Consider the following 24133-nt stretch of genomic DNA (forward strand, 5'->3'; position numbering starts at 1 on the left):
ATGCAGGCCGCCGACACCGTCCGCTTCTGCGAAGGCGCGCAGCTGTTGCCCGTGCACGGCGTGCGCGGCGGCCAGCCTTTCGACGTGCAGGACTGGGTGGCCGAGGAAGTGCCGGTCGCGCTCGAATACAACGGCATCTCGCACGCGGTGATGCTGGCGACGCCGCTCGACCTGGAAGACTTCGCGCTCGGCTTCTCGCTGAGCGAGGGCATCCTCGGCGCGGCGCACGAGCTCTATTCGGTGGAGGCCGAGCAATCGGCGCTGGGCTTCACGGTGCACATGCAGGTGTCGAGCGCCGCCTTCGCGCGCCTCAAGCAGCGCCGCCGCTCGATGGCCGGGCGCACCGGCTGCGGCCTGTGCGGCACCGAGAGCCTGACGCAGGTGTCGCGCGAACTGCCCATGCTGCAGGACGATGCCGCCGTGCGCTTCGAACGCGAAGCCATCGGCCGTGCGATGTCGCAGCTGCCCTCGCAGCAGACCTTGCAGGAAGCCACCGGCGCGGTGCACGCGGCGGCGTGGTGCTCGCCCGATGGCGAGGTGATGTGGCTGCGCGAGGACGTGGGCCGCCACAACGCGCTCGACAAGCTGGTGGGCGCGCTCGCGGCCAACGATGTCGACGCATCCGGCGGCTTCATCGCCGTTACCAGCCGCGCGAGTTTCGAGATGGTGCAGAAGGCTGCGATGGCCGGGGCGCCGTTGCTTGCGGCGGTGTCGGCGCCGACCTCGTTCGCGGTGACCACGGCGCAGCGCGCGGGGCTCACGCTGGTGGGCTTCGTGCGGCAGCAGGATCTTGGCGTGTACAGCCACCCTCAGCGGCTGCGCTGAGCCTTTCTCCTTTCAACCCAACAAATTCCCGGAAGCCAAATGGAGCACGATCAATCGGCGCAACTGGTCAAGATGGCCAACCAGATCGGCAGCTTCTTCCAGGCGCAGTCGCCCAGCGACGCGGGCGCGGCCACGCAGGCCATCGCCGCGCACCTGAAGTCGTTCTGGGCACCGAGCATGCGCATCCAGCTGCTGCGCGATTTCGATGCGGGCAAGACGCCGCTGTTGATGCCTATCGTGGCATCGGCGCTTCGCAGCCATCGGGCGACGCTGCTGCCTGCGCCATGAGCAGCGATTCGTAGTAGAGGCACAGCGGCATCGCGATGAACACCATGCCCGCGACGTAGATCACGAGGCTGGTGACGGGAAAGTGCATGCCGCCCCAGTAGGGAATGGACGCCGCGAGCGCAAGGCCCGCGATCAGCGCGATCGTGCCTCGCAGTGCGCCGCGCGTGAGGGCGATGCGCGAGAGCCCCGGCGGGGCGGATGTCCGAGAGCCATCTGGAAAGTTCCGAAGGCTCTCGCCCTTGTCTCCAACTCTTTTCATCGTGGTCGCTCCTCGGTGAAGGCGAGGCACGGTTCTTATCACGCGCGCGAGAGGCGGGTCAAGGCCGAAGTCGGCGGCGAGACCGCTCCCCGGCTTCAGTCGTACTTGACCGTGTAGATCAGGTCGAGGCCGCTGGTCTGGCCGGCCTGGCCGCGCAGGGTGAGGCGCGTCGTGAGGTCGTAGAAGATGAAGAGGGTGCCGAAGGTGCCGCCGATGCTGCGCTCGTAGGTGATGTAGAAGTCCTTCGACAGGCGCTTGCCCAGCGTCACCGCCGATTCGCGCAGGTCGCCGCCGCTGCCCGGGCCCTTGAAGCCGAGTTCGTCCAGGCCGAAGCGGCTGGCGAGGCTGCCGCCGGTGGTGGCGCCGCCTATCTTGCCGAGCAGCGAGAGCGCGGCCTGCTGCAGCAGCGCCGATTCGCCGCCGCTGGTGGCCGAGGCGCGGCCCAGGATCACCCACGACAGCGTCTCGGCATCGGACAGCGCCGGCTCCGAATACAGCTTCACGCGCGGCGACTGTGCGGTGCCGGTGATCTGCACGCCCGCGCGCTGCGAGAGGTTCGGGCGAATGGCGAGGATGTCGAGCGCAGGGTTGTCGAAGGGCCCGTTGAAGCGCGCGATGCCGGTCTCCACGTCGAGCTGCTGGCCGTAGGCGCGGTACTGGCCCTTCACGGTCTTCACCTCGCCGGTGATGCGCGGCGGCGCATTCAGCCTCGTGCTGCGGATCTCCAGGTTGCCTTCGAGGCGCGTGGTGATGCCGCGGCCCTGCACCGCGAAGTCGTCGCCCAGGTCGAACTCGACCGCGATGTCCGGCGGCTTGGCCGTCTGCGGCTTCGCGGCCTGCGCGTCGGCGCGGGCGGATTCGCGCTGCGCCGCCTCGGCGGCCTCGCGGTCCTTGGCGGCGGAGCGCACGACCACGTCGCTGCCCAGGCTGGGCGCGGTCTCGTCGGGCAGGATGATGACGGCGCGATCGGTCTTGAGCTTGCCGCGCACGGTGAACTGGCCGTTGTCCAGCCGCGCCTGCAGGTCGCCCGAGAGCGTGACCTGCCGGTCGGTGCGCACCAGCACGCGCAGCGCGCGCAGCTGGCCCTGCACCGCCATGCGGATGCCGGAGGCCGAGCCGCTGGCCGGGCCCCAGGCGAGCTCGCCGCTGGCCGAGAGCGTGCCGCCGTCGGTGCGGGCTTCGCTGGCGGCGGTGCTGCGGTTGCCGCTCTGGCCGCCGATGCGCGCCGAGCTGCCGGCGCCGCCCTTGAGCGTGAATTCGGTGATCTCGATGCGCTCGCCGGTGAGCGTGGCGCGCAGCCGGCCGTCGCGCAGGTCCAGCCCTTCCACCGGTGCGCGCAGCGCGAGCTTGTCGGCGCCCAGCGTGCCGTTCCAGCGCGGCGTGGCGCGGTTGCCCGAGAGCGTGGCGTTGGCGTCCAGCGTGCCGGCGATGCGCCAGCCCGGCGGCGCGAGCATCGACCACACGCCCAGGTTCGGCAGCATGGCCTTGATGGTGCCGCCCAGCGGCGCGTCGGGCGCCCACTGCCAGCCGCCCGCGCGCTGCTGCACGCGGGTGTTGATGTCGGCGTCGATCTTGCCGGCGCGTTCGCTGTCCCACGCCAGAACCGCATGCACGGCGTCGCCGTCGGCATCGAGGCGCAGCTCGGCCTGGCGCAGGCCGGCCGGCGTGCTGGGCGTGTCGCCGCTGGCCGAGGCGGCGTTCATCGTGCGCTCGCTGGCGGTGCCCGTGCCGGTGCTGGTGATGCGCGTGACCAGCGCGGCCTCGCCGGCCTGCACACGGATGTCGCCGCTCTGCCGCGCGAGGCGGGCCTTGGCGTGCAGCGTGTCGCCGGCGTCGATGTCCCAGTCGCCGTTGAACATCAGGTCGCCGCTGATGCCGTATTCGCTGAGCGCCGAGCCCGCGCCCAGCGCGCCGGCCCAGGCCATCGGCAGGCCCTGTAGCTGGCCCTTGGACTGCACGCGGAACACGCGGCTGGACGCGGCGCCGCTCTGGCTGAAGCGCAGCGGCTGCCAGTCGATGCGCACCGTGCCCGGCACGGGCCCGCGCAGCGTGGCCGAGGCGGCGGAGGCCTCCACGTCCAGGCGCGGCGCGTTGCCGCTCGCGGTCCGGATGGTCGCGGTGATTTCACGGCCCAGCTCCAGTACCCACGGCGCGCCGGGGCGGGCGCTGTCCTGCGCCTGCAGCTTCAGGCTGGCCAGCGCTGCGCGCCACTGGCCGGCACCCGCGATGCCACCGCTGGCGCGGGTGTCGATGTCGAACTTCTGCGTGCCGGTGGCGGCTTCGCCCTTCAACGTGAGCGTGGCCTGCGCGAGGCTGCCGGCGAGGTCGGCATTCAGTTCGCGCAGCTGCACGGTGGTGGCGGCGCCACCGGGCTGCTCGGAGGGCAGGGCGAGCTCCAGGCGCGGCACGGCGAGCGCGGCCTTGATGCTGGGCTCGGCGCTGCCGCGCGCGACTGGCGCGTTGGGGTTCTCCAGCCGGCGCTGTATGGTGCGCCAACCGCCCTGCCAGCTCGCGTCGAGCTTCGCGGAGCCCTTGGCGCCGGCGCCGCCGAACACGCCGGAGAGCCCCGGCAGGCCCTGCACCCAGCGCTGCACGGTGTCGGCGTCGTCGATGGCGGCCTTGACTTCGCCGCTGCCCGAATCGGGCGCGATGCGGCCTTCGACCCGCGCGCTGCCGCCGGGCAGGGCGAGGGCCAGCTTGCCGCTGGCGGCCTGCTCGGCCACGCGCACCTGCAGGCGGCCGTCGACGCTGGCGCGCTGCGCCTCGATGCGCAGCGTGCGCAGGTCGAGCACCTGGTCCTTCCACTGGCCCTGCGCGAGGGCGCGGTCGAACGCAAAGCCGGGCAGGGCCTTGCTGCCCGCGCCGCCGCCCTCGGCACGCAGGCTGGCGTCGAAGGCGACGGTGCTTTCCTTCTGCTCGGCCTTGAGCTGGCCGCTGACCGGCGCGCCGGAAAGCTCGCTGTAGAGCGCGGCGGGCCGCACGCCGCGCACGGTGGCCTGCGCCTGCCAGGGAGAGGGCGCCGGGCTCCACTTGCCGGCCGCGTCGATGCGCCCGCCGCCCGCGCGCACGGTGGCCTCGGAGATAGTCCAGCTCGTGCCGTCGAAACCGACCTTGGCCAGCACCTGCTCGAGCGGCAGTTTCTCCTTGTCCCACGGGCCGGGCAGGGCGTTGCGGATGTCGGCCGAGGCCTTCCAGGCTGCGGGGCCGGTGTCGGCATCGGGTTGCAGCTCGACGGTGCCGGTGAGCCGCGTTTCGGGCGCGCCGGGCCACAGGCTCGATGCATCGACGTTGCGCAGGTCGGCCTTGGCGTCGATCACCGGCTGGGGCAGCCAGGGCGCGATCTGCGCGCGCAGGTTGGCCTCCATCGGCGCTTCGGCGTTCTCCTCGGCCGGCTTCAGTTCGGCCGCCACCTGCAGCCGTGCGCCGGTGCCGGCGAGCGTGCCCTTGACGGTGGCGGCGGCCAGCACGTCGATGTCGTGGTCCTCGGCGAGAGGTGCCTTCACGCGGCCGTCGAGGGCAGCGTCGATCGCCATCGGCGCGGGGCCCTGCAGCTTCACGCGGGCGCTGTAGTGGCCGCTGGCGATGTCCACGCCCTTGACCTCCAGCGCATGCTCGGCGGCCTTGTAGCTGTAGCTGCCCGCGAGGTTGAGCGCCTGCAGCGCGGGCGGGCCGGCGAAGCGGATCTCGTCGATGCGGAAGGGCAGCTCGATCTCCACCGGCAGCGCGAGCTGCTCCAGCGGCTCGGTGGGCTTGTCGCTCGGCGGGCCGCGCTTCTCGATCAGCACCTGCTTCGCATGCACCTCGCCGAGCTGCACCCTGCGCTTCAGCAGCGGCGCGAGCTGCCAGCCGATGGTGGCGTCGTTCACCTCCACGGCGATGCTGTCGCTCTGGTACTTGAGCCAGCCGATGCGGCCGCCCGTGCGCAGCGAGCCGCTGACGTCTCGGCTCTCCAGCGTCTGCCCGGCCGGCAGCCGCTGCGCCGCCTGCGCGAGCGCGAAGGCCAGCGAGGTGTTCGAGCCCAGCCACCACCAGGCGCCCGCGACCAGCAGCACCATGGCCAGCAGCAGGCCGGCGACGGTCCAGGCCAGGGCGCGCATCGCACGCCGCGCGCGCGAGCGGCGAGGAGGCGTCGGCGGAGTCTGAACGTCGGTCTGCATCTGGCTCGCGTCGCGTCAGAAGGTGAAGCCGAGGCGGAAGTGCAGGCGGAACTTCTTCGAGTCCACGCCATAGGCCAGGTCGGCCTGCACCGGCCCGACCGGGCTGCGCCAGCGCGCGCCCACGCCCACGCCGACCTTCGGCTTGAGCTCGCCGGGTTTGTCGGCCACGGCGCCGGCATCGACGAACACCACGCTCTCCCATTCGGTGAGCTTGTTGTTGTAGACGAAGGGGCGCTGCCACTCGACGCTGGCCACGCCGAGGTAGCGGCCGGCCACGATGGTGCCGTCGGCGCGCACGGTGCCGATCTGCTTGTAGCTGTAGCCGCGCACGGTCGTGTCGCCGCCGGTCAGGAACATCAGCGTGGAGGGAATCTGCGCGCTGTCCTTGGCCGACACCGCGCCGGCTTCCACGCGCAGCTGCAGGCGGCTGCGGCGCGCGCGCAGTTCCTTGTCTTCCGCCGAGCCCAACGGCAGCACGCCCAGCCAGCGCGCGTAGGTGCGGGTGAAGGGCACCTGCTCGCCGGTGAGCGTGTAGCCCGCCGCCACCTCCAGCGCGAGGCCGTAGCCGCGCGAGGGCGCGGCGTTGTCGTCGAAGTAGCGCCCGGTCCAGCCCCAGTTGGCCGTCACGGCCGAGGCCGAGGGCGGTGCGTTGGTGCCGCGGTTCTGCGCGTAGTCGTACTGCAGGAAGTAGCTGCGGTCGATGTGGTCGCCCGACTTGCTGCGCCCGCCGCGCAGCCGGCCGCTGTCGACCACGTAGCTGCCCGACTGCTCGCTCTTGAGTTCGGCGCCCGAGAACCAGCGCCAGCCGCGGTCGTCGGGAATGGCCTTCAGCTCGGTGGACAGCGACTTGATGTCGTTGTCCACCGACAGCCGCGAGACGGCGCGCCAGCCCAGCAGCGGAACCTGGTTGTGGATGTGGTCGATCGACAGCCGCGGGCCGTTGTCGGTGGTGAAGCCCACGCCCAGCACCACCTTCTGCAGCGGCGCCTCGCGCAGCTGCGCGATGACGGGCGCGGCCAGCGGGTTGCCGCTCTCGGTGTCGAGCGTGAGGAACACGGAGTCGTAGTAGCCGCTGCTGGCCAGGCGCTGCTGGGCGTCGAGCAGCTTCTGCTGGTCGTAGTCCTGGCCGCTGGGCAGGCGCGCGATGCGGCGCGCGCCGTCGGGGTCGTAGCGCTGGATGCCGCGCAGCACCAGCGGCCCGAACTTGTAGGCCGGGCCCGACTGGTAGGTGACGCTCAGGCGCGCCTCGCTGCGGTCGGCGTCCACCTCGGCGCGGCTGATCTCGATGCTGCCGGTGGGAAAGCGCTTGGCGGTGAGGTTGCGCAGCGCGGTGGTCTTGGCCTCGTCCCAGGCCTGCTGGGTGAAGGGCTGGCCGGCGCGCAGGGCCCATGCGGTGCGGATGGAGTCGCGCTGCGACTCGGCGGCCGCGTCGTCGGCGATGGGGCCTGCATAGCTGATCTGCACGTTGCTCACCTTGGTGAGCTCGCCGGGCGACACGTTGATGACGATCTCGCGCGGGGCTTTTTCGCCTTGCGGCGTCTCGTTGAGCTCCAGCGTCAGCGTGGGCGTGAAGTAGCCGAGCGTGCCGAGCAGTTCTCGGGCGTTGGCCTCGGCGGCCACCATGAGGCGGGAGATCTCGGTCGCGCCGAGGTCGTCGAGCTCGCGGTAGCGCTGGATTTCGAGGTGCAGCTTGAGGTAGTCGCGCACGGTCTCGGGGCCGCGCACGTCGACGGTGAAGGCATCGCGCTTGTCGCCGGCCTTCTTGCCGTCTTCCGTCTCGCCTTTGTCAGCCCCTGCGGCGCCGGCACCTGCCGCGCCGCTGCGCACAAGGCCCGACACGGGTTTGTTTTCTTCGGCGGATTCCTTTTTCGGCAGCAGACTGCAGCCTTGCAAGAGCAGGACGCCGCACAAAAACAAAGCCGGCCACCATGCCGGCGAAGAAACAGGAACCGCCCTGACCATGGGCGGATTCTGACAGCAAGCCCGGCCGGTTCCTGAAGGCCCCGCCGGATCGACGGCATCGTCCTACTTGGACAGCATGCGCATCGCCTCCTCAAGCCCGCGCAGGGTGAGGGGGTACATGCGGTTGGACATCAGCTGCTGCATCACCGCGATGCTCTGGCGGTACTGCCACACGCCCTGCGGCTCGGGGTTGATCCACGCGAACTTCGGGAAGGCGTGCGTGAGGCGCTGGATCCACTCCGCACCGGCCTCCTCGTTGTTGTATTCGACGCTGCCGCCCGGCTGCAGGATCTCGTAGGGGCTCATGGTCGCGTCGCCGACGAAGATGAGCTTGTAGTCCTTGTTGTACTTGCGCAGGATGTCCCAGGTGGCGAACTTCTCTGAGAAGCGGCGCTTGTTGTTCTTCCACATGAAGTCGTAGACGCAGTTGTGGAAGTAGAAGAACTCCAGGTGCTTGAACTCGGTCTTCACGGCCGAGAACAGTTCTTCCACGCGCTGGATGTGCTCGTCCATCGTGCCGCCCACGTCCATCAGCAGCAGCACCTTGACGTTGTTGTGGCGCTCGGGCCGCATCTTGATGTCGAGGAAGCCGGCGTTGGCGGCGGTGGAGTGGATGGTGTCGTCGAGGTCCAGCTCTTCCTCATGGCCTTCGCGCGCGAACTTGCGCAGCCGGCGCAGCGCGACCTTGATGTTGCGCGTGCCCAGTTCCTGCGTGTCGTCGTAGTCCTTGTAGGCGCGCTGGTCCCACACCTTCACGGCGCTCTTGTTCTTGCCGGCGCCGCCGATGCGCACGCCCTGCGGGTTGTAGCCGCCGTTGCCGAAGGGCGAGGTGCCGCCGGTGCCGATCCACTTGCTGCCGCCCTCGTGGCGCTCCTTCTGCTCCTCGAAGCGCTTCTTGAGCGTTTCCATGAGCTCGTCCCAGCCCATCTTCTCGATCTTGGCCTTCTCTTCCGCCGTGAACTCGCGCTCCAGCGTCTTCCTGAGCCAGTCGAGCGGCACTTCTTTCGTGAAGTCGGTCAGCATCTCCACGCCCTTGAAGTAGGCGGCGAAGGCGCGGTCGAACTTGTCGTAGTGCTTCTCGTCCTTCACGAGCGCGGTGCGCGAGAGGTAGTAGAAGTCGTCCAGGCCGTGTGCACCGTCGGAGTTGGGCCCCACCACATCGGCCTGCAGGGCCTCCAGCAGCGTGAGGTATTCCTTGACCGACACCGGCAGCTTGGCCGAGCGCAGGGTGTAGAAGAAGTCGATGAGCATGGTGGCGGGTCCTAATTTCGTCTTCGGAGTTGCCCTGGAATGCAAGTCAACGTGCGAAGTGCATCTGTGCCAGCACGGGGTTCTGGAGATGTCTTACGCATGGAAAGGTGTAGGCGCCTATGACGGATTCATCATCCCACCTCGACCAACGAAACGGGCCGAACTTTGCATCGGCCTCTTTGATGACTGCTAGTTTTTTTGAATCAATTTTCGATTCAATCAGCGCGACAGTCGCTGCATCAACATTGGCGCCTTGACTCTTGGCGCCCAGAAACCAGTAATAGGCGGCAACGAAATCGTTCTCGGTGGCAGCCTTGCGAAGCAGTCGTTCGGCGAGTTGCAACTGTGCCCCCTGATGGCCGTGTGTCGCCGCAAACTCTAGCCACCACGTATTCTTCGACTCAGATTTTGGTGTGCCGAGGCCCTGGTCGTACATCTCCGTTACCAGTTTGACCGCATGAGGGTTCGCTCGCCGGGCCGACAGTTCCAGCCACGGCAGGCTCTTCTCGTAGCTTTGGGGAACACCGTCACCAAAATAGTACGCAATGCCGATGAGCCACGGCGCAGGGGCGGACCCCCGTTCGCTCAACTGGCGCAGCAACTCGAATGCGCGCTGCGTATCTTTGGAGCGCTCGTCACCGCAGTACAAAAGCATGGCGAGATTGCCTATGGCCTCCTCTTTCCCTTTCTCCACGGCCTTTTCATACCAAGCCTCTTTTTGCGCAGTGCTCGGCGCCGCTACGGCGTTCAGGAATTGGCTGCTTGCGATGCCCGCGTTCCCCATGATCTGGTGGTACTGCCTGGCAACGTCTGGAGGCAGGCTCTGCGCAAGTGTGTACTGCGAAAACATCCAGCCGAAAGCAAACGTCAGAAGGAGTCGCTTGAGATTGGCGTAGCGGGATAAATTCAGCATGAGCGGTCGTGAGGATTGGGGAGAAGAACTGCTATTGGTCGAATCGACTCAATTACGGCCGCGCTCTCTCTAGCTGCGCGGCTTGTCGAGCAAATACAGCAGCTGCGCCTTCACCTCGGGCCATTCGCCTGCGCGCAGGCTGTACATGACGGTGTCGCGGATGGTGCCGTCGCGGCGCATCGCGTGGCCGCGGATCACGCCGTCCTTCTTCGCGCCCAGGCGCTCGATGGCGCGCTGCGAGGCGAAGTTGAAGTTGTCGGTGCGCCAGCCCACGGTGTTGCAGCCCAGCGCGTCGAAGGCATGCGTGAGCATCAGCAGCTTGCAGGTGGTGTTGACGTGGGTGCGCTGGCAGCGCGCGGCGTACCACGTGTAGCCGATCTCCACGCGCTTCACGGCCGGCAGGATGTCGTGGTAGCTGGTGCTGCCGAGCACGGTGCCGGTGGCCTCGTCGGTGACGGCGAAGGCGAAGCGGTCGGCGGTCTTGAGCGCGGTCTCGATGTAGGCGCGGGTGTCTTGCGGCTCGGGCACGGAGGTCACGCGCAGCTTCCACAGCTCGCCGTCGGCGGCCGCGGCGCGAAGGCCTTCTTCGTGCGCGAGCGAGAGCGGCACCAGCGCGAGGCCGCGCGCCTTCAGCGTGACAGGTTCGACGAACGCCATCTTCAGCACCTTCTCTTCGTGATTCTTCAGCCGCGCGGATCGCCGTACTTGTGCACGTACCAGACGCGAGCGGCCTGCGCGCCGGCACCGCCGCCCAGGCCGATCAGCGCGATGCCGATGAGCTCGCGCTTGTTGTATTCGCCGCTGCCGAAGGCGTCGAGGCCCAGCAGCAGCCCAAGCCCCCGACCGAGCATCGCGCCCACCATGAACAGCACCGCCTGGGCAATGCCCAGCTTCATGAGTTGCCTGGTGGAGTGTTTCTGGCCGCTCATGGCTCAGCGGTTGTTGCGCTGCATGAAGACGAGCTTCTCGAAGAGCGTCACGTCCTGCTCGTTCTTGAGCAGCGCGCCCACCAGCGGCGGCACGGCGACCTTGTCGTCCTTGCTCTGCAGGGCCTCGAGCGGGATGTCCTCGGCCACCAGCAGCTTGAGCCAGTCGAGCAGCTCGGAGGTGGAGGGCTTCTTCTTCAGGCCGGGCAGGTTGCGCACGTCGTAGAAGGTCTTCATCGCGGCCGCGAGCAGCTCCTGCTTGAGGCCGGGGAAGTGCACGGCGACGATGTGCTTCATCGTCTCGGCATCGGGGAACTTGATGTAGTGGAAGAAGCAGCGGCGCAGGAAGGCGTCGGGCAGTTCCTTCTCGTTGTTGGAGGTGATGAACACCACCGGCCGGTGCTTGGCGCGGATGAGCTCGCGCGTCTCGTAGCAGTAGAACTCCATGCGGTCGATTTCGCGCAGCAGGTCGTTCGGGAATTCGATGTCGGCCTTGTCGATCTCGTCGATCAGCAATGCCACCGGCTGGTCGGCCGTGAAGGCCTGCCAGAGCACGCCCTTGACGATGTAGTTGTTGATGTCGCTCACGCGCTCGCCGCCGTCGAGGTCCTTCAGCTGCGAGTCGCGCAGGCGGCTCACGGCGTCGTATTCATACAGGCCCTGCTGCGCCTTGGTGGTCGACTTGATGTGCCACTGCAGGAGCGGCAGTCCGAGCGATTGAGCCACTTCCTCGGCCAGCATTGTCTTGCCGGTGCCGGGCTCGCCCTTGACGAGCAGCGGGCGCTTGAGTGTGATGGCCGCGTTGACCGCGAGCATCAGGTCCTGCGTGGCGACGTAGTTGTCGGAGCCCTGGAATTTCATGAGTGAGATGCGTGAGACGAAGGCTGGGGTGGAGAAAAGAACACACCCGATGTGCGTTGTGCAGCCTCAGGGTTGGCCTGCACAGGGTTCCAGGGGACCCCTGCATATAATCGAATGTTGATCCGAAAAACTGTACTCTCCACGAGATTGTGCGCGCAAAATGAACAAGTTGTTGACCACGATGTTTGCCCTTGCTGTCGCTTCCGTGACGGTCTCGGCTGAAGCCCAACAAGTCACTGGCAAGGCCCAGGACGGAGCAAAGAAGGTACAGATGTGCGTGGGCTGCCACGGCATCATCGGCTACCAGGCCAGCTTCCCGGAGATTCACAAGGTGCCGATGATCGCTGGCCAGAGCGCCACCTACATCACGGCAGCGCTCACCGCGTACAAGGGCGGCGACCGCAAGCATCCCACCATGCGCGCCATCGCGGACACGCTCTCCGACCAGGACATCGCCGACATCGCCGCCTACTACAGCCAGCTCGGCCTGAAGGACGGCAGCGCACCTCCCGCCGCACTGGCCAAGCCCACGCCGGCCAACGTCGAGGCACTCATCACCCGCAACGCCGACAACAGCTGCACCAAGTGCCACGGCGCCAACTTCAACACGCCCAACGACGGCACCGTGCCCAAGCTGGCCGGCCAGCATGCCGACTACCTCTTCGTCGCGCTCAAGTCGTATCGCGTGAAGAACAACTCCCACCTGGGCCGCTCGAATGCGGTGATGGGCCAGCAGGTCGAGGACAAGAAGTTCACCAACGCCGAGCTGAAGACGCTGGCCAGCTACATCAGCTCGCTGCCGGGCGAACTGAAGACGGTGCCCGAGTCGCGCATTCACCACGGCGCCGAATAAGCAAGCCGAGCGCTTCCAAAACAAAAAGCCCGCGATGCGGGCTTTTTTTGTGTCCGGGATTTCCCTGAGGATCAGACGTCGAAGAAGGCCGTCTCGTCCGCACCCTGCATGTGGATGTCGAAGCGGTAGGTGATGGCTCCACCTTGCTCCACGCGCTGGGCGATCAGCGTGTGGCGACGGTCCGCGGGCACGCTCTGCAGCACTGCGTCCTTCGCGTTGGCCTCGGCCTCGTCGCTGAAGTAGATGCGCGTGAAGGCGTGCAGCAGCAGGCCGCGCATCAGCACGATCGCGTTGATGTGCGGTGCCTCGCCGGCCGACTCGGCACCGGGCTTTACGGTGTGGAACACGAAGCGGTTGCCCTCGTGCGTGCCGGTGCCGACGCGGCCGAAGGCGCGGAAGCCCATGGCGCGTGCTTCTTCCGGCGTCTGCGGATAGCGGCCTTCGCCGTCGGGCTGGCTGATCTCGACCAGCGCGTCGTTGATCGGGTTGCCGTCGCCGTCGAGCACGCGGCCTTCGAGGCGGATGCGCTGGCCCGTGGCGTTGTCGAGCGCAAGCACGGCATCGAAGGGCTGGTCGAAGTCGTAGCCGTACTGCGTGGCGGTGAGGCCGTAGGCGAAGTAGGGGCCCACGGTCTGCGAGGGGGTCTGGCCGAAGTTGGCTTCCAGTGCGGTCATCAGCATGGTGTGTGTCTCCTGGCTCAGCGGTTTTCGAACGGCGTTTCGTCGGCGCCGCGCAGCACCATGTCGAACTGGTAGCCCAGTGCATAGCCTTCTTCGGTGATGTCGAGGCTGAAGTCGGCGATCAGGCGGTTGCGATAGCGCTCGGGGGTGCCTGTGATCATCGGGTCGTACTGGTGCAGCGGGTCGCCGGGGAAGTACATCTGCGTGACAAGGCGGCTCGCGAAGCTCTGGCCGAACAGCGACAGGTGGATGTGCTGCGGACGCCAGGCGTTGGGGTGGTTGCCCCACGGATAGGCGCCGGGCTTGATCGTGAGAAAGCGGTAGCGGCCTTCGCTGTCGGTCAGGCAGCGGCCTGCGCCGAGGAAGTTGGGGTCCAGCGGCGCGTCGTGCTGGTCGACCTTGTGCACGTAGCGGCCGGCGGCGTTGGCCTGCCAGAGCTCGACCAGCGTGTTGGCCACCGGGCGGCGGCGCTCGTCGAGCACCTGGCCGGTGAGGATCATGCGTTCGCCCAGCGGCTCGCCATTGCGGCGCGCGTTGCGCGTGAGGTCGTGGTCGAACTCGCCGATGCTGTCGTGGCCATACACCGGCTGCTGCAGCTCGCCGAGCGAGGCCTTCAGCGGAATCAGCGGCTTCTGCGGGCCGCGCTTCACGGTGGACTTGTAGCCGGGGTAGATGTAGCTGGGGTGGGCATCCCAGTCGCGCGGCGTGAGGGTGGGCGAGGGGGCCCGGGGATCTTGGCTCTTGGTCAACGTTGTCTCCTGTCGTGGGACGAATCCGGAAGCCGCCACTTTAGAAGCGGCATCCGATGATGTAAATTGAAGATTGCTACGTTTTCAATAACTATCAGGAATTGAAAGACCCACTCACCGATCTTCGCCAGGACTTCGTGCGCAACGTGCAGTTGCGGCACCTGCGCTGCCTCGTCACGGTGGCGCAGGAACGCCATCTCGCGCGCGCCGCCGAGCGGCTGGCGCTGAGCCAGCCGGCAGTGTCGAAGACGCTCTCCGAGCTGGAGGCGATCGCCGGCACGCGGCTGGTCGAGCGCAGCAAGGCCGGCCGTCGTGGCGTGCAGGGCCTCACGGCCGCCGGAGAACAGCTGCTCGCGCATGCGCTGCGCGTGCTCGAGGCGCTGGACGCCAGCGCGCAGGCCGTGGCGCCGGTGGCGGGCGAGCGCATCGAGCGGCTGCGCATCGGCGCGCTGCCCAGCGTGGCGCCGGCCCTGCTGCCGGTGGCGCTCGCGCGGCTGCGCGACAGCCGCCCCTCGGTGCAGATCGTGGTGAAGAGCGCGGCCAACGCCGCGCTGCTCGATGAGCTGCGCGCCGGCGAGCTCGACCTGGTGGTGGGCCGCATGAGCGATCCGCGCCTGATGGGCGGCCTGAGCTTCGAGCTGCTGCACACCGAGGCGCTGGTGTTCGCGGTGCGCGCGGGCCATCCGCTGGCGCACAAGGCGGCGTCGGTGCAGGCGGTGCTGGCCTATCCACTGGTGGTGTACGGCGAGGGCACGATCCCGCGCCACAACACCGAGAGCTTCCTGTCCGCGCGCGGCCTCGTGCTGCCGGCCAACACGCTGCAGACGCTCGACGTGGCGGTGGCGCGCGCGCTGGTGGCGGTGTCCGACGCGGTGTGGATCACGCCGCTGGGCGCCGCGCGCGGCGAGCTCGCCGACGGGCGCCTCGTGCGGCTGCGCATCGAGACCGGCGGCACCGAGGAGCCGGTCGGCCTGCTGCAGCGCAGCGATGCCGAGCCCTCGGCCCTGCGCGGCGCCATGGCCGCGCTGCTGCGCGAGGCGGCGAAGCAGCAGGGCGCCGTTCCGCCCGCGGCCAGACGGAAGCGCAGCGGCTAGCCGGTTTTCGCAAGGAACACCGCGGAACCGGCTTTGCCGGGCCGCTGGTGTTGCCCCCTGCAAGGGGGTTGGCGAAGCGACACGAAGTGCGCGAAGCCTGGGGGTTAGTCCTTTGTCGCTCGGCGCTGCACGCAGGCCACGTAGCCCTCGCCATCCGGCGGCCGGCCTGCGCGCTGGCTCTCCCACATCATCTGCCCGAGGCACTCCATCGCCTCGTGATGCGCATGCAGCAGCGAGCCGCGCCGCGCCGCCAGCAGCTCGACCGCCTGGCGGATGCCGCGTGGCTGGTCAATGGAGCACTGCTCGCTGATGGACAGATGCATCGACAGATGAAGGAACGGGTTCTCGCGTCCGTTCGATCCGTCGTACACGCGCGCCACCGCCGCGTCGGCATCGGCCAGGTCCTCGTGGTACTCGGGGTGCTGGTCGATCCAGCCGGCGGCGATGGTCTCCAGCGCTTCCATCGGCAGGCCCTGCCGGTGCTTGGCGTAGACGTCGCAGAAGAAGCGGCGCACGTCTTCCTGGGAGGGATTGAACATATCTATATAGAGGTAGCAAAAAGAAGAGAGGGAGCCATCGGTGCGAACTGCTTTTCAGGCGGCTTCGCGGCCCCTCGGATGTGTCGGACGTTCCGGGTACGAGGCGTTACGTCGTTACGTAACGAATCGCTGATTGACCTCCTTACGAGCTGTTTCCACATCCCGCCGGAGGCCCTGCAAAAAGAAAATTTTCCATACGAATCAACGAGTTGCGGCACCTGCAATGGCTTTGGCATGGAGCGCGGCAAAAGCGGCACGCTAGTTGCCCCTGAGTAGGCATCTTTTGTCACAGAGGCTGCCCAATGACCGCTCAACAAGCATCGACCAATCCGACCGAGGGACTTGCCGCCGCTGGCGCTGCCCCTGTGGTTCTCGCCCAGGCCACCGTCACTCCGCTGGGTACTCCCGGCATGGTGAGTTCGGCCGCTCCTGCCGCAGCCACTGCGGCTGCTGGCCCCGCCAGCATCGGCACATTATCGAACGCCACGCCCGGCGTCACCGTGATGCGCGACGGTGTCAGCATTCCCGTCGATGGCAATCAGACGCTGATGGCCGGCGACCGCGTGCTGGTGCCGCAGGACGGCCACGCCAATGTGCTCTTCCCCGGATCGGCCACCAACAAGGCTCCGCTCGCAGGTGTGTTCACCGGCGGCACCGACGCCACCATCGGCTCGACCAAGCTGCCCGGCGGCCTCGAACAAGTGAATGTGGATGTCGCCTCGGGCGACCTGCAGGTGACTCCGCCCGACAGCGACGCGGATGCCGCTGCCCTGGCCGTCACCAAGAAGCTCGCTGCCGGCAGCGGCATCGGGCTGGGTGAATTCGCGCTCGGCGCCCTGGGCGCCGCGGCGCTGGGTGCCGCTCTCAGCGGTGGTGGCGGCGGCAGCGACAGCGTCGTTCCGCTGCTTGTCGGTTCGGGCAATCCGAGCACGCCGGGCGACTCCGATGCGGACGCCGATTCGGATGCGGACGCGGATGCCGATGCGGATGCGGATGGTGACGCCGATGCCGATGCCGATGCCGATGCCGATGCCGATGCCGATGCCGATGCCGACGCCGACGCCGACGCCGACGCGGACGCCGACGCCGACGCGGACGCGGACGCGGACGCGGATGCGGATGCGGATGCCGACGCTGACGCGGATGCTGACGCTGACGCTGACGCTGACGCTGACGCTGACGCTGACGCGGATGCCGATGCCGATGCCGATGCCGATGCCGATGCCGATGCCGATGCCGATGCCGATGCCGACGCCGACGCCGACGCAGACGCAGACGCAGACGCAGACCACCTCCTCGACCCGGGCGACGGCCTCCTTGGCCACGTCACCGACAGCCTCGGCGGCGCGCTCGGCCTCGGCGACTCGCTCACCCCGGTCACCAACACGACCGACGGGCTGACCGACACGCTCGACGACGTGTTGGCTCCGCTGCTCGGCAGCGAGTTCACGCCGAACGATCCCAACCAGTTCGACCCGATCGACAACACCGTCGGCAGCGTGACCGACCTGCTGGGCGATTCGCTGAGCCCGACGCTCGACAACCTGCTGGGCCAGGGCGCGACCACCGCCATCCTCGGCACGGTGCTGGGCCAGGTCGACTACCTGACCGACGCGCTGGACAACGGCCTGACCAACCTCGTCGGTGACCACGGCATCATCAGCGGCCTGACCGACGCCCTCGGCCTCAGCGGCCTCACCGACCAGCTCGTGGGCAACGACGGCCTGCTGGGCGGCGTGCTCGACAACGTGCTGGGCGAAGGCAGTCTCGTGAACGGCCTGCTGGCCGAAGACGGCCTGGTCGGTGGCCTGCTCGGCGAAGACGGCGTCGTCGGTGGCCTGCTGGGTGAGGACAGCGCCCTGGGCGGCGTCCTCGGCAACGTGCTGGGCAGCGACGGCCTCGTCGGCGGCCTGCTTGGCGACGGCGCCGTGGGCAGCCTGACCGGCGGCCTGCTGGGTGACGACGGCGTGCTGGGCGGCCTGCTCGGCGACGGCAGCGCAGTGGGCGGCCTGCTGGGTAACGATGGTCTGGTGGGTGGCCTGCTCGGCGGCGACGGTGCCCTCTCGGGCCTGCTCGGCAGCAGCGGCCTCACCGGCGAACTGCTGGGCCACGGTGGCCTGGTCGACAGCCTGCTGGGCCAGGACGGCGCGATCTCTGGCCTGATCTCCGACAGCCCGCTGGGCGGCCTGCTCGGTGGCGAGGGCGGCCTGCTGGGCGGTGCCGTCGACGGCCTGCTCGGCGACGACGGCCTGGTCGGCGGCCTGCTGGGTGACGACGGCCTCGTGGGCGGCCTGCTCGGCAACGACGGTCTCCTCGGCGGCGTGCTGGGCGGCGACGGCCTGCTGGGCGGTGTGCTCGGCAACGACGGCCTGGTCGGCGGCCTGCTGGGTGACGACGGCCTCGTGGGCGGCCTGCTCGGCAATGACGGTCTGCTCGGCGGCGTGCTGGGCGATGACGGCCTGGTCGGCGGTGTGCTCGGCGGCGACGGCATCGTGGGCGGCCTGCTCGGTGACGATGGTCTGGTCGGCGGCCTGCTCGGTGGCGATGGCCTGCTGGGCGGCGTGATCGGCGACGACGGCCTCGCCAGCGGTCTGCTCGGACCGGACGGCCTGGTTGGCGGCCTGCTCGGTGAAGAAGGTCCGGTCGGCGGCCTGCTGGGCGAAGACGGCCTGCTGGGTGGCCTGCTCGGCGACGTGCTGGGCGGCATCGGCGGTGGCGGCACCCCGGGCACTGGCGCTGCGCTGCTCGACCCGGCCGACGGCGTGGTCGGCAACCTGGTCGACGGCCTCAACACCGGCCTGCTCGGCGGCCTCGGACTGGGCAACGTGCTCGGCCCGGTTGTCGGCGTCGTGGACGGCCTGACCGACACCACGGACGGCCTGCTGGGCCCGGTGCTCGGCACCAGCTTCTCGGAGAACGACCCCAATGTGCTCGACCCGGTCGACGGCCTCGTGGGCCAGGTGGCAGGCAATGCCGCCGGTCTGCTTAGCCCGCTGACCGACCAACTGCTCGGCGCAGGCACGACGAACGCGCTGTTCAACGGTGTCACGGCGCAGGTCGACTACCTGACCGACGGCGTGGCCAACCTGCTGGATGGTGGCGGCCTCCTCGGCGGCGTGCTCGGCGGCGACGGTGGTTTGCTTGGCGGTGTGCTGGGCGACGACGGCCTGCTGGGCGGTGTGCTCGGCGGCGACGGTGGCTTGCTCGGCGGTGTCCTGGGCGACGACGGTCTGCTGGGTGGCGTACTCGGCGGTGACAGCGGCCTGCTCGGTGGCGTCCTTGGCGACGACGGTCTGGTTGGCGGCCTGCTGGGCGGCCTGACTGGCGGCGATGCCGGCGGCCTGCTCGACGGCATCCTCGGCGACAACGGCGTGGTCGGTGGCCTGCTGGGTGGCCTGACTGGCGGCGACGCTGGCGGCCTGCTGGACGGTGTGCTTGGCGACGACGGTCTGGTTGGCGGCCTGCTGGGCGGCCTGACTGGCGGCGATGCCGGCGGCCTGCTGGACGGTGTGCTCGGCGACGACGGCCTGGTTGGCGGCCTGCTGGGCGGCCTGACTGGCGGCGACGCCGGTGGCCTGCTCGATGGCGTTCTTGGCGACAACGGCGTGGTCGGTGGCCTGCTGGGCGGTTTGACTGGCGGCGACGCCGGCGGCCTGCTCGACGGCGTCCTCGGTGACGACGGCCTGGTTGGCGGCCTGCTGGGTGGCCTGACTGGCGGCGACGCTGGCGGCCTGCTCGACGGCGTGCTCGGCAGCGACGGCCTTGTCGGCGGCCTGCTCGGCACCGTGACCGGTGGCGACGCTGGTGGCCTGCTCGACGGCGTGCTCGGCAGCGACGGTCTGGTCGGCGGCCTGCTCGGCACCGTGACCGGCGGCGACGCTGGCGGCCTGCTCGACGGCGTGCTCGGCAGCGACGGTCTGGTCGGCGGTCTGCTCGGCACCGTGACCGGTGGCGATGCTGGCGGCCTGCTCGACGGCGTCCTCGGCAGCGACGGCCTCGTCGGTGGCCTGCTCGGCACCGTGACCGGTGGTGACGCCGGCGGCCTGCTCGACGGCGTGCTCGGCAGCGACGGCCTCGTCGGTGGCCTGCTCGGTACCGTGACCGGTGGCGATGCTGGCGGCCTGCTCGACGGCGTGCTCGGCAGCGACGGCCTTGTCGGTGGCCTGCTCGGCACCGTGACCGGCGGCGACGCCGGTGGCCTGCTCGACGGCGTGCTCGGCAGCGACGGCCTTGTCGGTGGCCTGCTCGGCACGGTGACCGGTGGCGACGCTGGTGGCTTGCTCGACGGCGTGCTCGGCAACGATGGCCTCGTCGGCAGCCTGCTGGGTCAGGACGGTCTGGTGGGCAGCCTGCTCGGCGGCCTGACCGGCGGCAGCAGCCCGGTGGCGAACATCCTGCAGCCGGTGACCGAAGTCGCCAGCGGCGCGACCGATGCCGTGACGCCGATCGTGTCGAACGCGACCAGCGCTGTGCATGACGTGACCGCACCTGTGACCGACATCCTGGCTGGCGCCACGACGGCGGTTGCCCCGGTGGCGGATGCCGTCAGCAACGTGACGAGTGGCGTCGAACACGCCGTCACCCCGCTGGTGACGGAAGTCGTGACGCCGATCACCAGCCTGGTCGAGCACGCGGCATCGCCGGTGACGAACATCCTCCACGGCCTGCTCGGCTGATCGGCGGACACGGAACAGTTCACAAGAAGGAAGAGGGGCGAGGGAGCTTGCCGCAGCAGCACCAGGGACAGGCCGCCACCGGCCTGTCCCGCGAAAGGACCGATATGAAAAAGAATTTCCAGACAGTGGCCATCGTCGCGCTCGGCGCAGTCCTCGTGGGCTGCGCGGCCCCCAAGACCGGTCGTGACGATGCGACTTACTACTACTCGAACAAGGCTGCGACCGCGGTGCCGAAGGTGGAGCCGGCGCCTCCGCCGCCGGTGCAGAACGGACCGGTCGGCGTGCCGAAGATCGTCTATTTCGACTTCGACAAATACAACATCAGGCCCGGCGACCGGAACATCGTGGAGGCTCACGCGAGCTTCCTGCGCAACCGGCCGCAGAGCCGCGTCGTGATCGAGGGCCACACCGACCAGCGCGGCGGCCGCGAATACAACCTGGCACTGGGCCAGCGCCGTGCCGACTCGGTGCAGCGCGCGCTCACGCAGCTCGGCGTGCCCGCCGAGCGCATCGAGGCCATCAGCTGGGGCCTGGAGAAACCCGCATCGCTCGAAACCACCGAGGAGGGCTATCAGCTCAATCGCCGCGCCGAATTCAGCTACCGCTGAAGCCGGGTCACGCGATGACTTCGGCGGTGGCAGTCCCCGGACCACGCACACGTCACCAGAGCGAAAGCAGATGACGGGCGCGGCCGGTTTCCCGCATCCGAACGGGGCCGAATGATGTCCTTCCCAGACCAGCTCCACGCCTGCCACGAACGCCTGGTGTCGGTGTGCGCGGCGCTGCCTGCCCCTTACCCGGCGTTCACGCTGTTCTTCTCGGTCAGCGACGGCGCGCAGCGCGCGCACGTGGTGCACGCACGCGCCGCCGACTTCGAGACAGCATGGCGCGAAGGCGCCGGCCACGTCGAGCGCTGGGTGCGCGAGCGCGGCATCGTCTCGCCATGGCTGCGCATCGATTGGGTCGAGGGCGCGAGCCCGATGGACTGGGCCCAGTTCAAGACGCAGCTCACGGCCGTCAAGCGCAACTACTTCCGCCTCGGCCTGGCCTTCGACAAGGACTTCGCGCTCGCCTTCACCGAGCAGGAGCTCAACGCCAACGCCATGCTGTGCGGCGACTCGACCATCGCGCACTCGGTGGTCAACGCGCGCAACTTCGAGGTCTACGGCCAGGCGCGCTTCGAATGCTCGCCGCCGCTGGACATGCCCTCGGACCAGCCCGTCTACCTGCTGGCGACCGTGGGCGTGTTCTGCCAGCCCGACGGCGTGGTGCACAAGCTGGTGGGCACGGGGCTCGACGCGGGCCGCAGGCAGCTGCCGGCGCTCAACCCGCAGTCGGTGCTGGAGCTGGTGCGCAGCGGCTCGTCGTATCTCGCGCGCCAGGTACAAAGCGACGGCCTCTTCGTGTACGGCTACTTCCCGTGCTTCGACCGCCGCATTCCCACCTACGACGCGATGCGCCACGCGAGCGCGGTCTACGCCATGCTCGAGTCGTGGGAGCTCACGCGCGACGAGACGCTGCGCGCGGCCATCGACCGGGCGCTGGACCATCTCACCACTTCGCTGATCCGCGAGTACACGCTGGTCGACGGGCGCGCCGTGGCCTTCCTGGTCGACACCGGCGGCGAGATCAAGCTCGGCGGCAACGCGGCCTGCGTGCTCGCGCTGGTGAAGTACTGCGAGCTGATGGATACGCGCCGCTGGCTGCCGCTGCTGGAGCGCCTCGCGCTGGGCATCGCGTCGATGCAGGACCCGGCCACCGGCCGCTTCAACCACGTGCTGCATGCGGCCGACCTCACGGTCAAGCAGGCCTCGCGCATCATCTACTACGACGGCGAGGCGGCCTACGGCCTCATGCGCCTCTATGCCCTCACGCGCGAGCCGCAATGGCTGGCGGTGGTGGAAAAGGCCTTCGACCATTTCATCGCCAGCCAGCACTGGCAGGCGCACGACCACTGGCTCAGCTGCTGCGTCTGCGAACTCACGCACTGGAGCCCGCAGGAGAAGTATTTCCGCTTCGGCCTGCAGAACGTGGCGGGGTATCTGGACTTCGTGCTCGACCGGAAGACCACCTTCCCGACGCTGCTCGAACTCATGCTGGCCGCGCAGCAGATGCTCCAGCGGCTCGAAGGCATGCCCGCGATGCGGCACCTTCTGGACGAACTCGACACCGAGAAGTTCTACCGCGCGCTCGACTACCGCGCGCACTACCTGCTCAACGGCTTCTTCTGGCCCGAGATGGCGATGTACTTCCGCCGGCCCTCGACGGTGGTGGGCTCGTTCTTCATCCGCCACCACTCGTTCCGCGTGCGCATCGACGACGTGGAGCAGTACCTCACGGGCTTCGCCGCCTATCACCGCTACCTGATGGAGCGCCGCGCCGCGCCCGGCGGCGCGGGCTCGGGCTCCGGCGGCGGGCGCGACGACGGCGCCGTGTGGACCGCCAGCGAGATGGCGCGCGTGACCGGCGGCGAATGGGTCGTCAAGCCAGAGGACGGCTGGCGCGCCGCGGGCGTGGCGCAGCGCTCCTTCATGCGCAAGGGCCGCGTGGTGTTCGACCACCAGACGCGGCCTTCCAGGACGCCGCTGGCCGCCGTCACGCTCAAGGGCGTGCTGCAGCCGGCCGCGGCCGTGCTGTGCTCCGACCCCAAGCCGCACCTCGACAAGCGCGTGCCCGTGCTCAAGGTGCAGAACGTGCTGCAGGCCGTGCTGGAGCTGGGCGACCATGCGCGCGCCGAGTTCACCGGCCGCGTGTGCGGCGTGCTCGGCAGCGGCGCGGGCAGCAGCACCGTGGCCGCGATGCTGGCCGGCGCGCTGACCGTGTGGGGCGAGGTCGGCCAGCCCGAGGGCAACGTGAGCCTGCCGTCGGGCATCGCGTGGAACATGACCTGCATGCCGAGGCACGCGGCCTACTGGGTGCTGGAGATGGGCACCTCGCACATGCCGGCGTCGGCGCAGCTGGTGCGGCCTTCGCTGATCGTGGTGACGGGGCTTTCCACCGCATCGCAGAAACATCGCGGCCCGAGCGAGGCCGCCGCGCGCCTGGACAGCCGGATCTTCCAGGCGATGGCGCCGGGCGACGCCGTGGTGCTCAACCGCGACATGCCCGAGTTCGCTACCTTCGCCGAAGCGGCGATGGCGCAGCAGCTGCAGATCGTGACCTACGGCGAGCACAAGGATGCCGACGTGCGCCTGCTGGCCTTCGACCATGGCGAGGTGCAGGCGCAGGTGGCGGGCGAGCCCTTCCAGCTGCGGCTGAATGCGCCGGGCCGGCACATGGGCGCGAGCGCCATCGCCGCGCTCGCCGCGCTGCAGGCCATGCGCCTGCCGCTGGCCGCCGCGGTCGAGCCTTTCGCGCACTTCGAGCCGCCGGGCGGCCGCGGCGCGCTGCACACCATCCACATCGGCGGCGGCAGCTTCAAGCTGATCGACGAGACCTACGACGCCAACCCGAGCTCGATGCGCGCGGCGCTGGAGCTGCTGTCGCAGGCGCCCTGCGAGCCGGCGCGCCGCGTGGCGATCCTCGGCGACATGCAGGAGCTCGGCCCTGCCGCGCAGCGCCACCACCTCGACCTCGAGGCCGAGCTGCTCGCGTCGCAGCCCGACCGCGTGCTGCTGTGCGGCCCGCTGATGCGCGCGCTGCATGCGCGCATCCGCACCAAGGTGCGCTCGCACTGGTTCGTCGATGTGTCCGATCTGTCGACCGCGCTCGGCGGGCTGCTGCAGCCCGGCGACTGGGTGTTGGCGAAGAGTTCCGCGGGCGTGGGCCTTTCGCGCCTTGCCCGGGTTTTGAAAGCACTGCCATGAGATTGAACGCACTCCTGCACTCGGCCTTCGGATACGAGGCTCCGATCCAGCGCCAGCCGGCCGCGCGCCACTGGTGGCTGGGCTGGCTGCAGCTGCTGTGCGCGTGGGTGCTTTGCATGCTGCTGTGCGCCAACATCGCGCTGGTGTTCGCGCAGGATTTGTCAGGGCAGAAAGGGGAGGCCAGGGCAGGGAGGCCGGCCGGTTGCGCGGTAACGGGAAGCGCCGCGCAACCGGAGCCGGTTCATGGGATCAGGGCCGATATCGCGAGGGGGCAGAAGCTGTCGTGCTGATGTG

Annotated in this window: 19 protein-coding genes; 8 read left to right on the forward strand and 11 right to left on the reverse strand. The window is 69.1% G+C overall.

The window, feature by feature from the left end:
* On the forward strand, positions 1–825 hold the full coding sequence (gene fdhD / locus AC1VNX_RS06400; protein ID WP_483161890.1) for a formate dehydrogenase accessory sulfurtransferase FdhD: 825 nt from the start codon (positions 1–3) through the stop codon (positions 823–825).
* A gap of 39 nt (positions 826–864) precedes the next feature.
* A complete protein-coding gene (locus tag AC1VNX_RS06405; RefSeq protein ID WP_483155953.1) occupies positions 865–1113 on the forward strand; it encodes a formate dehydrogenase subunit delta in 249 nt (82 codons plus the stop codon).
* Here AC1VNX_RS06405 and AC1VNX_RS06410 read toward each other — a convergent pair.
* The 8 genes from AC1VNX_RS06410 to AC1VNX_RS06445 form a co-directional block, all read right to left on the reverse strand.
* Positions 1058–1372, reverse strand: coding sequence for a hypothetical protein (locus tag AC1VNX_RS06410; protein ID WP_483155954.1), 315 nt, complete (start codon positions 1370–1372; stop codon positions 1058–1060). The genes AC1VNX_RS06405 and AC1VNX_RS06410 overlap by 56 nt on opposite strands.
* Before the next feature lie 95 nt (positions 1373–1467).
* On the reverse strand, positions 1468–5529 hold the full coding sequence (locus AC1VNX_RS06415) for a translocation/assembly module TamB domain-containing protein (protein WP_483155955.1): 4062 nt from the start codon (positions 5527–5529) through the stop codon (positions 1468–1470).
* Positions 5530–5544: 15 nt separating this feature from the next.
* The gene (locus tag AC1VNX_RS06420; protein ID WP_483155956.1) at positions 5545–7491 is read right to left on the reverse strand and encodes an autotransporter assembly complex protein TamA; all 1947 of its coding nucleotides are present in this window, start codon (positions 7489–7491) and stop codon (positions 5545–5547) included.
* Between the two features lie 63 nt (positions 7492–7554).
* A complete protein-coding gene (locus AC1VNX_RS06425) occupies positions 7555–8742 on the reverse strand; it encodes a vWA domain-containing protein (protein WP_483155957.1) in 1188 nt (395 codons plus the stop codon).
* 46 nt (positions 8743–8788) lie between these two features.
* The gene (locus tag AC1VNX_RS06430) at positions 8789–9655 is read right to left on the reverse strand and encodes a tetratricopeptide repeat protein (protein WP_483155958.1); all 867 of its coding nucleotides are present in this window, start codon (positions 9653–9655) and stop codon (positions 8789–8791) included.
* Between the two features lie 69 nt (positions 9656–9724).
* Positions 9725–10312, reverse strand: coding sequence for a GNAT family N-acetyltransferase (locus AC1VNX_RS06435; RefSeq protein ID WP_483155959.1), 588 nt, complete (start codon positions 10310–10312; stop codon positions 9725–9727).
* A 26-nt stretch (positions 10313–10338) separates the two neighbouring features.
* The gene (locus tag AC1VNX_RS06440) at positions 10339–10584 is read right to left on the reverse strand and encodes a hypothetical protein (protein WP_126023577.1); all 246 of its coding nucleotides are present in this window, start codon (positions 10582–10584) and stop codon (positions 10339–10341) included.
* A gap of 3 nt (positions 10585–10587) precedes the next feature.
* A complete protein-coding gene (locus AC1VNX_RS06445; RefSeq protein WP_126023576.1) occupies positions 10588–11442 on the reverse strand; it encodes an AAA family ATPase in 855 nt (284 codons plus the stop codon).
* Positions 11443–11602: 160 nt separating this feature from the next.
* Between AC1VNX_RS06445 and AC1VNX_RS06450 the strand changes: the two genes are divergently transcribed.
* Positions 11603–12295 (forward strand): c-type cytochrome, encoded by a 693-nt coding sequence (locus tag AC1VNX_RS06450; RefSeq protein WP_483155960.1) that lies wholly within the window; start codon positions 11603–11605, stop codon positions 12293–12295.
* A 71-nt stretch (positions 12296–12366) separates the two neighbouring features.
* Here AC1VNX_RS06450 and pcaG read toward each other — a convergent pair whose 3' ends face one another.
* Entirely contained in the window at positions 12367–12975 is a 609-nt protein-coding gene (gene pcaG, locus AC1VNX_RS06455) for a protocatechuate 3,4-dioxygenase subunit alpha (RefSeq protein WP_483155961.1), read from the reverse strand.
* Between the two features lie 17 nt (positions 12976–12992).
* Entirely contained in the window at positions 12993–13724 is a 732-nt protein-coding gene (gene pcaH / locus AC1VNX_RS06460) for a protocatechuate 3,4-dioxygenase subunit beta (protein ID WP_483155962.1), read from the reverse strand.
* Positions 13725–13825: 101 nt separating this feature from the next.
* On the opposite strand from pcaH, the gene AC1VNX_RS06465 reads away from it, so the two are divergent.
* Entirely contained in the window at positions 13826–14818 is a 993-nt protein-coding gene (locus AC1VNX_RS06465; RefSeq protein WP_483155963.1) for a LysR substrate-binding domain-containing protein, read from the forward strand.
* A 104-nt stretch (positions 14819–14922) separates the two neighbouring features.
* Here AC1VNX_RS06465 and AC1VNX_RS06470 read toward each other — a convergent pair whose 3' ends face one another.
* A complete protein-coding gene (locus tag AC1VNX_RS06470) occupies positions 14923–15357 on the reverse strand; it encodes a DUF1841 family protein (RefSeq protein ID WP_019656213.1) in 435 nt (144 codons plus the stop codon).
* A gap of 302 nt (positions 15358–15659) precedes the next feature.
* Here AC1VNX_RS06470 and AC1VNX_RS06475 point away from each other — a divergent pair, with 302 nt between their 5' ends.
* From AC1VNX_RS06475 to AC1VNX_RS06490, 4 genes are all read left to right on the forward strand, one after another.
* Positions 15660–20033 carry a hypothetical protein gene (locus AC1VNX_RS06475; RefSeq protein WP_483155964.1) on the forward strand — a complete coding sequence of 1458 codons (4374 nt, stop codon included), beginning with the start codon at positions 15660–15662 and terminating at the stop codon, positions 20031–20033.
* Positions 20034–20137: 104 nt separating this feature from the next.
* Complete coding sequence (gene pal / locus AC1VNX_RS06480; protein WP_432727749.1) at positions 20138–20641, forward strand: peptidoglycan-associated lipoprotein Pal; 504 nt, start codon at positions 20138–20140, stop codon at positions 20639–20641.
* A 111-nt stretch (positions 20642–20752) separates the two neighbouring features.
* Complete coding sequence (locus AC1VNX_RS06485) at positions 20753–23839, forward strand: glutamate ligase domain-containing protein (protein WP_483155965.1); 3087 nt, start codon at positions 20753–20755, stop codon at positions 23837–23839.
* A complete protein-coding gene (locus AC1VNX_RS06490) occupies positions 23836–24129 on the forward strand; it encodes a hypothetical protein (protein WP_483155966.1) in 294 nt (97 codons plus the stop codon). The genes AC1VNX_RS06485 and AC1VNX_RS06490 overlap by 4 nt, the downstream gene beginning before the upstream one ends.
* The last annotated feature ends 4 nt before the right edge of the window (positions 24130–24133 follow it).

This window comes from Variovorax sp. TLI9-5A (assembly GCF_056867935.1).

Excerpts from the sequence above, each read along its gene's own strand:
- AC1VNX_RS06470 (WP_019656213.1), bottom strand. The coding sequence starts at position 15,357 with ATGTTCAATCCCTCCCAGGAAGACGTGCGCCGCTTCTTCTGCGACGTC.
- AC1VNX_RS06430 (WP_483155958.1), bottom strand. The coding sequence starts at position 9,655 with ATGCTGAATTTATCCCGCTACGCCAATCTCAAGCGACTCCTTCTGACG.
- AC1VNX_RS06415 (WP_483155955.1), bottom strand. The coding sequence starts at position 5,529 with ATGCAGACCGACGTTCAGACTCCGCCGACGCCTCCTCGCCGCTCGCGC.
- AC1VNX_RS06475 (WP_483155964.1), top strand. The coding sequence starts at position 15,660 with ATGACCGCTCAACAAGCATCGACCAATCCGACCGAGGGACTTGCCGCC.
- AC1VNX_RS06435 (WP_483155959.1), bottom strand. The coding sequence starts at position 10,312 with ATGGCGTTCGTCGAACCTGTCACGCTGAAGGCGCGCGGCCTCGCGCTG.
- AC1VNX_RS06410 (WP_483155954.1), bottom strand. The coding sequence starts at position 1,372 with ATGAAAAGAGTTGGAGACAAGGGCGAGAGCCTTCGGAACTTTCCAGAT.
- AC1VNX_RS06405 (WP_483155953.1), top strand. The coding sequence starts at position 865 with ATGGAGCACGATCAATCGGCGCAACTGGTCAAGATGGCCAACCAGATC.
- AC1VNX_RS06420 (WP_483155956.1), bottom strand. The coding sequence starts at position 7,491 with ATGGTCAGGGCGGTTCCTGTTTCTTCGCCGGCATGGTGGCCGGCTTTG.
- AC1VNX_RS06440 (WP_126023577.1), bottom strand. The coding sequence starts at position 10,584 with ATGAGCGGCCAGAAACACTCCACCAGGCAACTCATGAAGCTGGGCATT.
- pcaG (WP_483155961.1), bottom strand. The coding sequence starts at position 12,975 with ATGCTGATGACCGCACTGGAAGCCAACTTCGGCCAGACCCCCTCGCAG.
- AC1VNX_RS06425 (WP_483155957.1), bottom strand. The coding sequence starts at position 8,742 with ATGCTCATCGACTTCTTCTACACCCTGCGCTCGGCCAAGCTGCCGGTG.
- AC1VNX_RS06485 (WP_483155965.1), top strand. The coding sequence starts at position 20,753 with ATGATGTCCTTCCCAGACCAGCTCCACGCCTGCCACGAACGCCTGGTG.
- AC1VNX_RS06490 (WP_483155966.1), top strand. The coding sequence starts at position 23,836 with ATGAGATTGAACGCACTCCTGCACTCGGCCTTCGGATACGAGGCTCCG.
- AC1VNX_RS06450 (WP_483155960.1), top strand. The coding sequence starts at position 11,603 with ATGAACAAGTTGTTGACCACGATGTTTGCCCTTGCTGTCGCTTCCGTG.
- AC1VNX_RS06445 (WP_126023576.1), bottom strand. The coding sequence starts at position 11,442 with ATGAAATTCCAGGGCTCCGACAACTACGTCGCCACGCAGGACCTGATG.
- pal (WP_432727749.1), top strand. The coding sequence starts at position 20,138 with ATGAAAAAGAATTTCCAGACAGTGGCCATCGTCGCGCTCGGCGCAGTC.
- fdhD (WP_483161890.1), top strand. The coding sequence starts at position 1 with ATGCAGGCCGCCGACACCGTCCGCTTCTGCGAAGGCGCGCAGCTGTTG.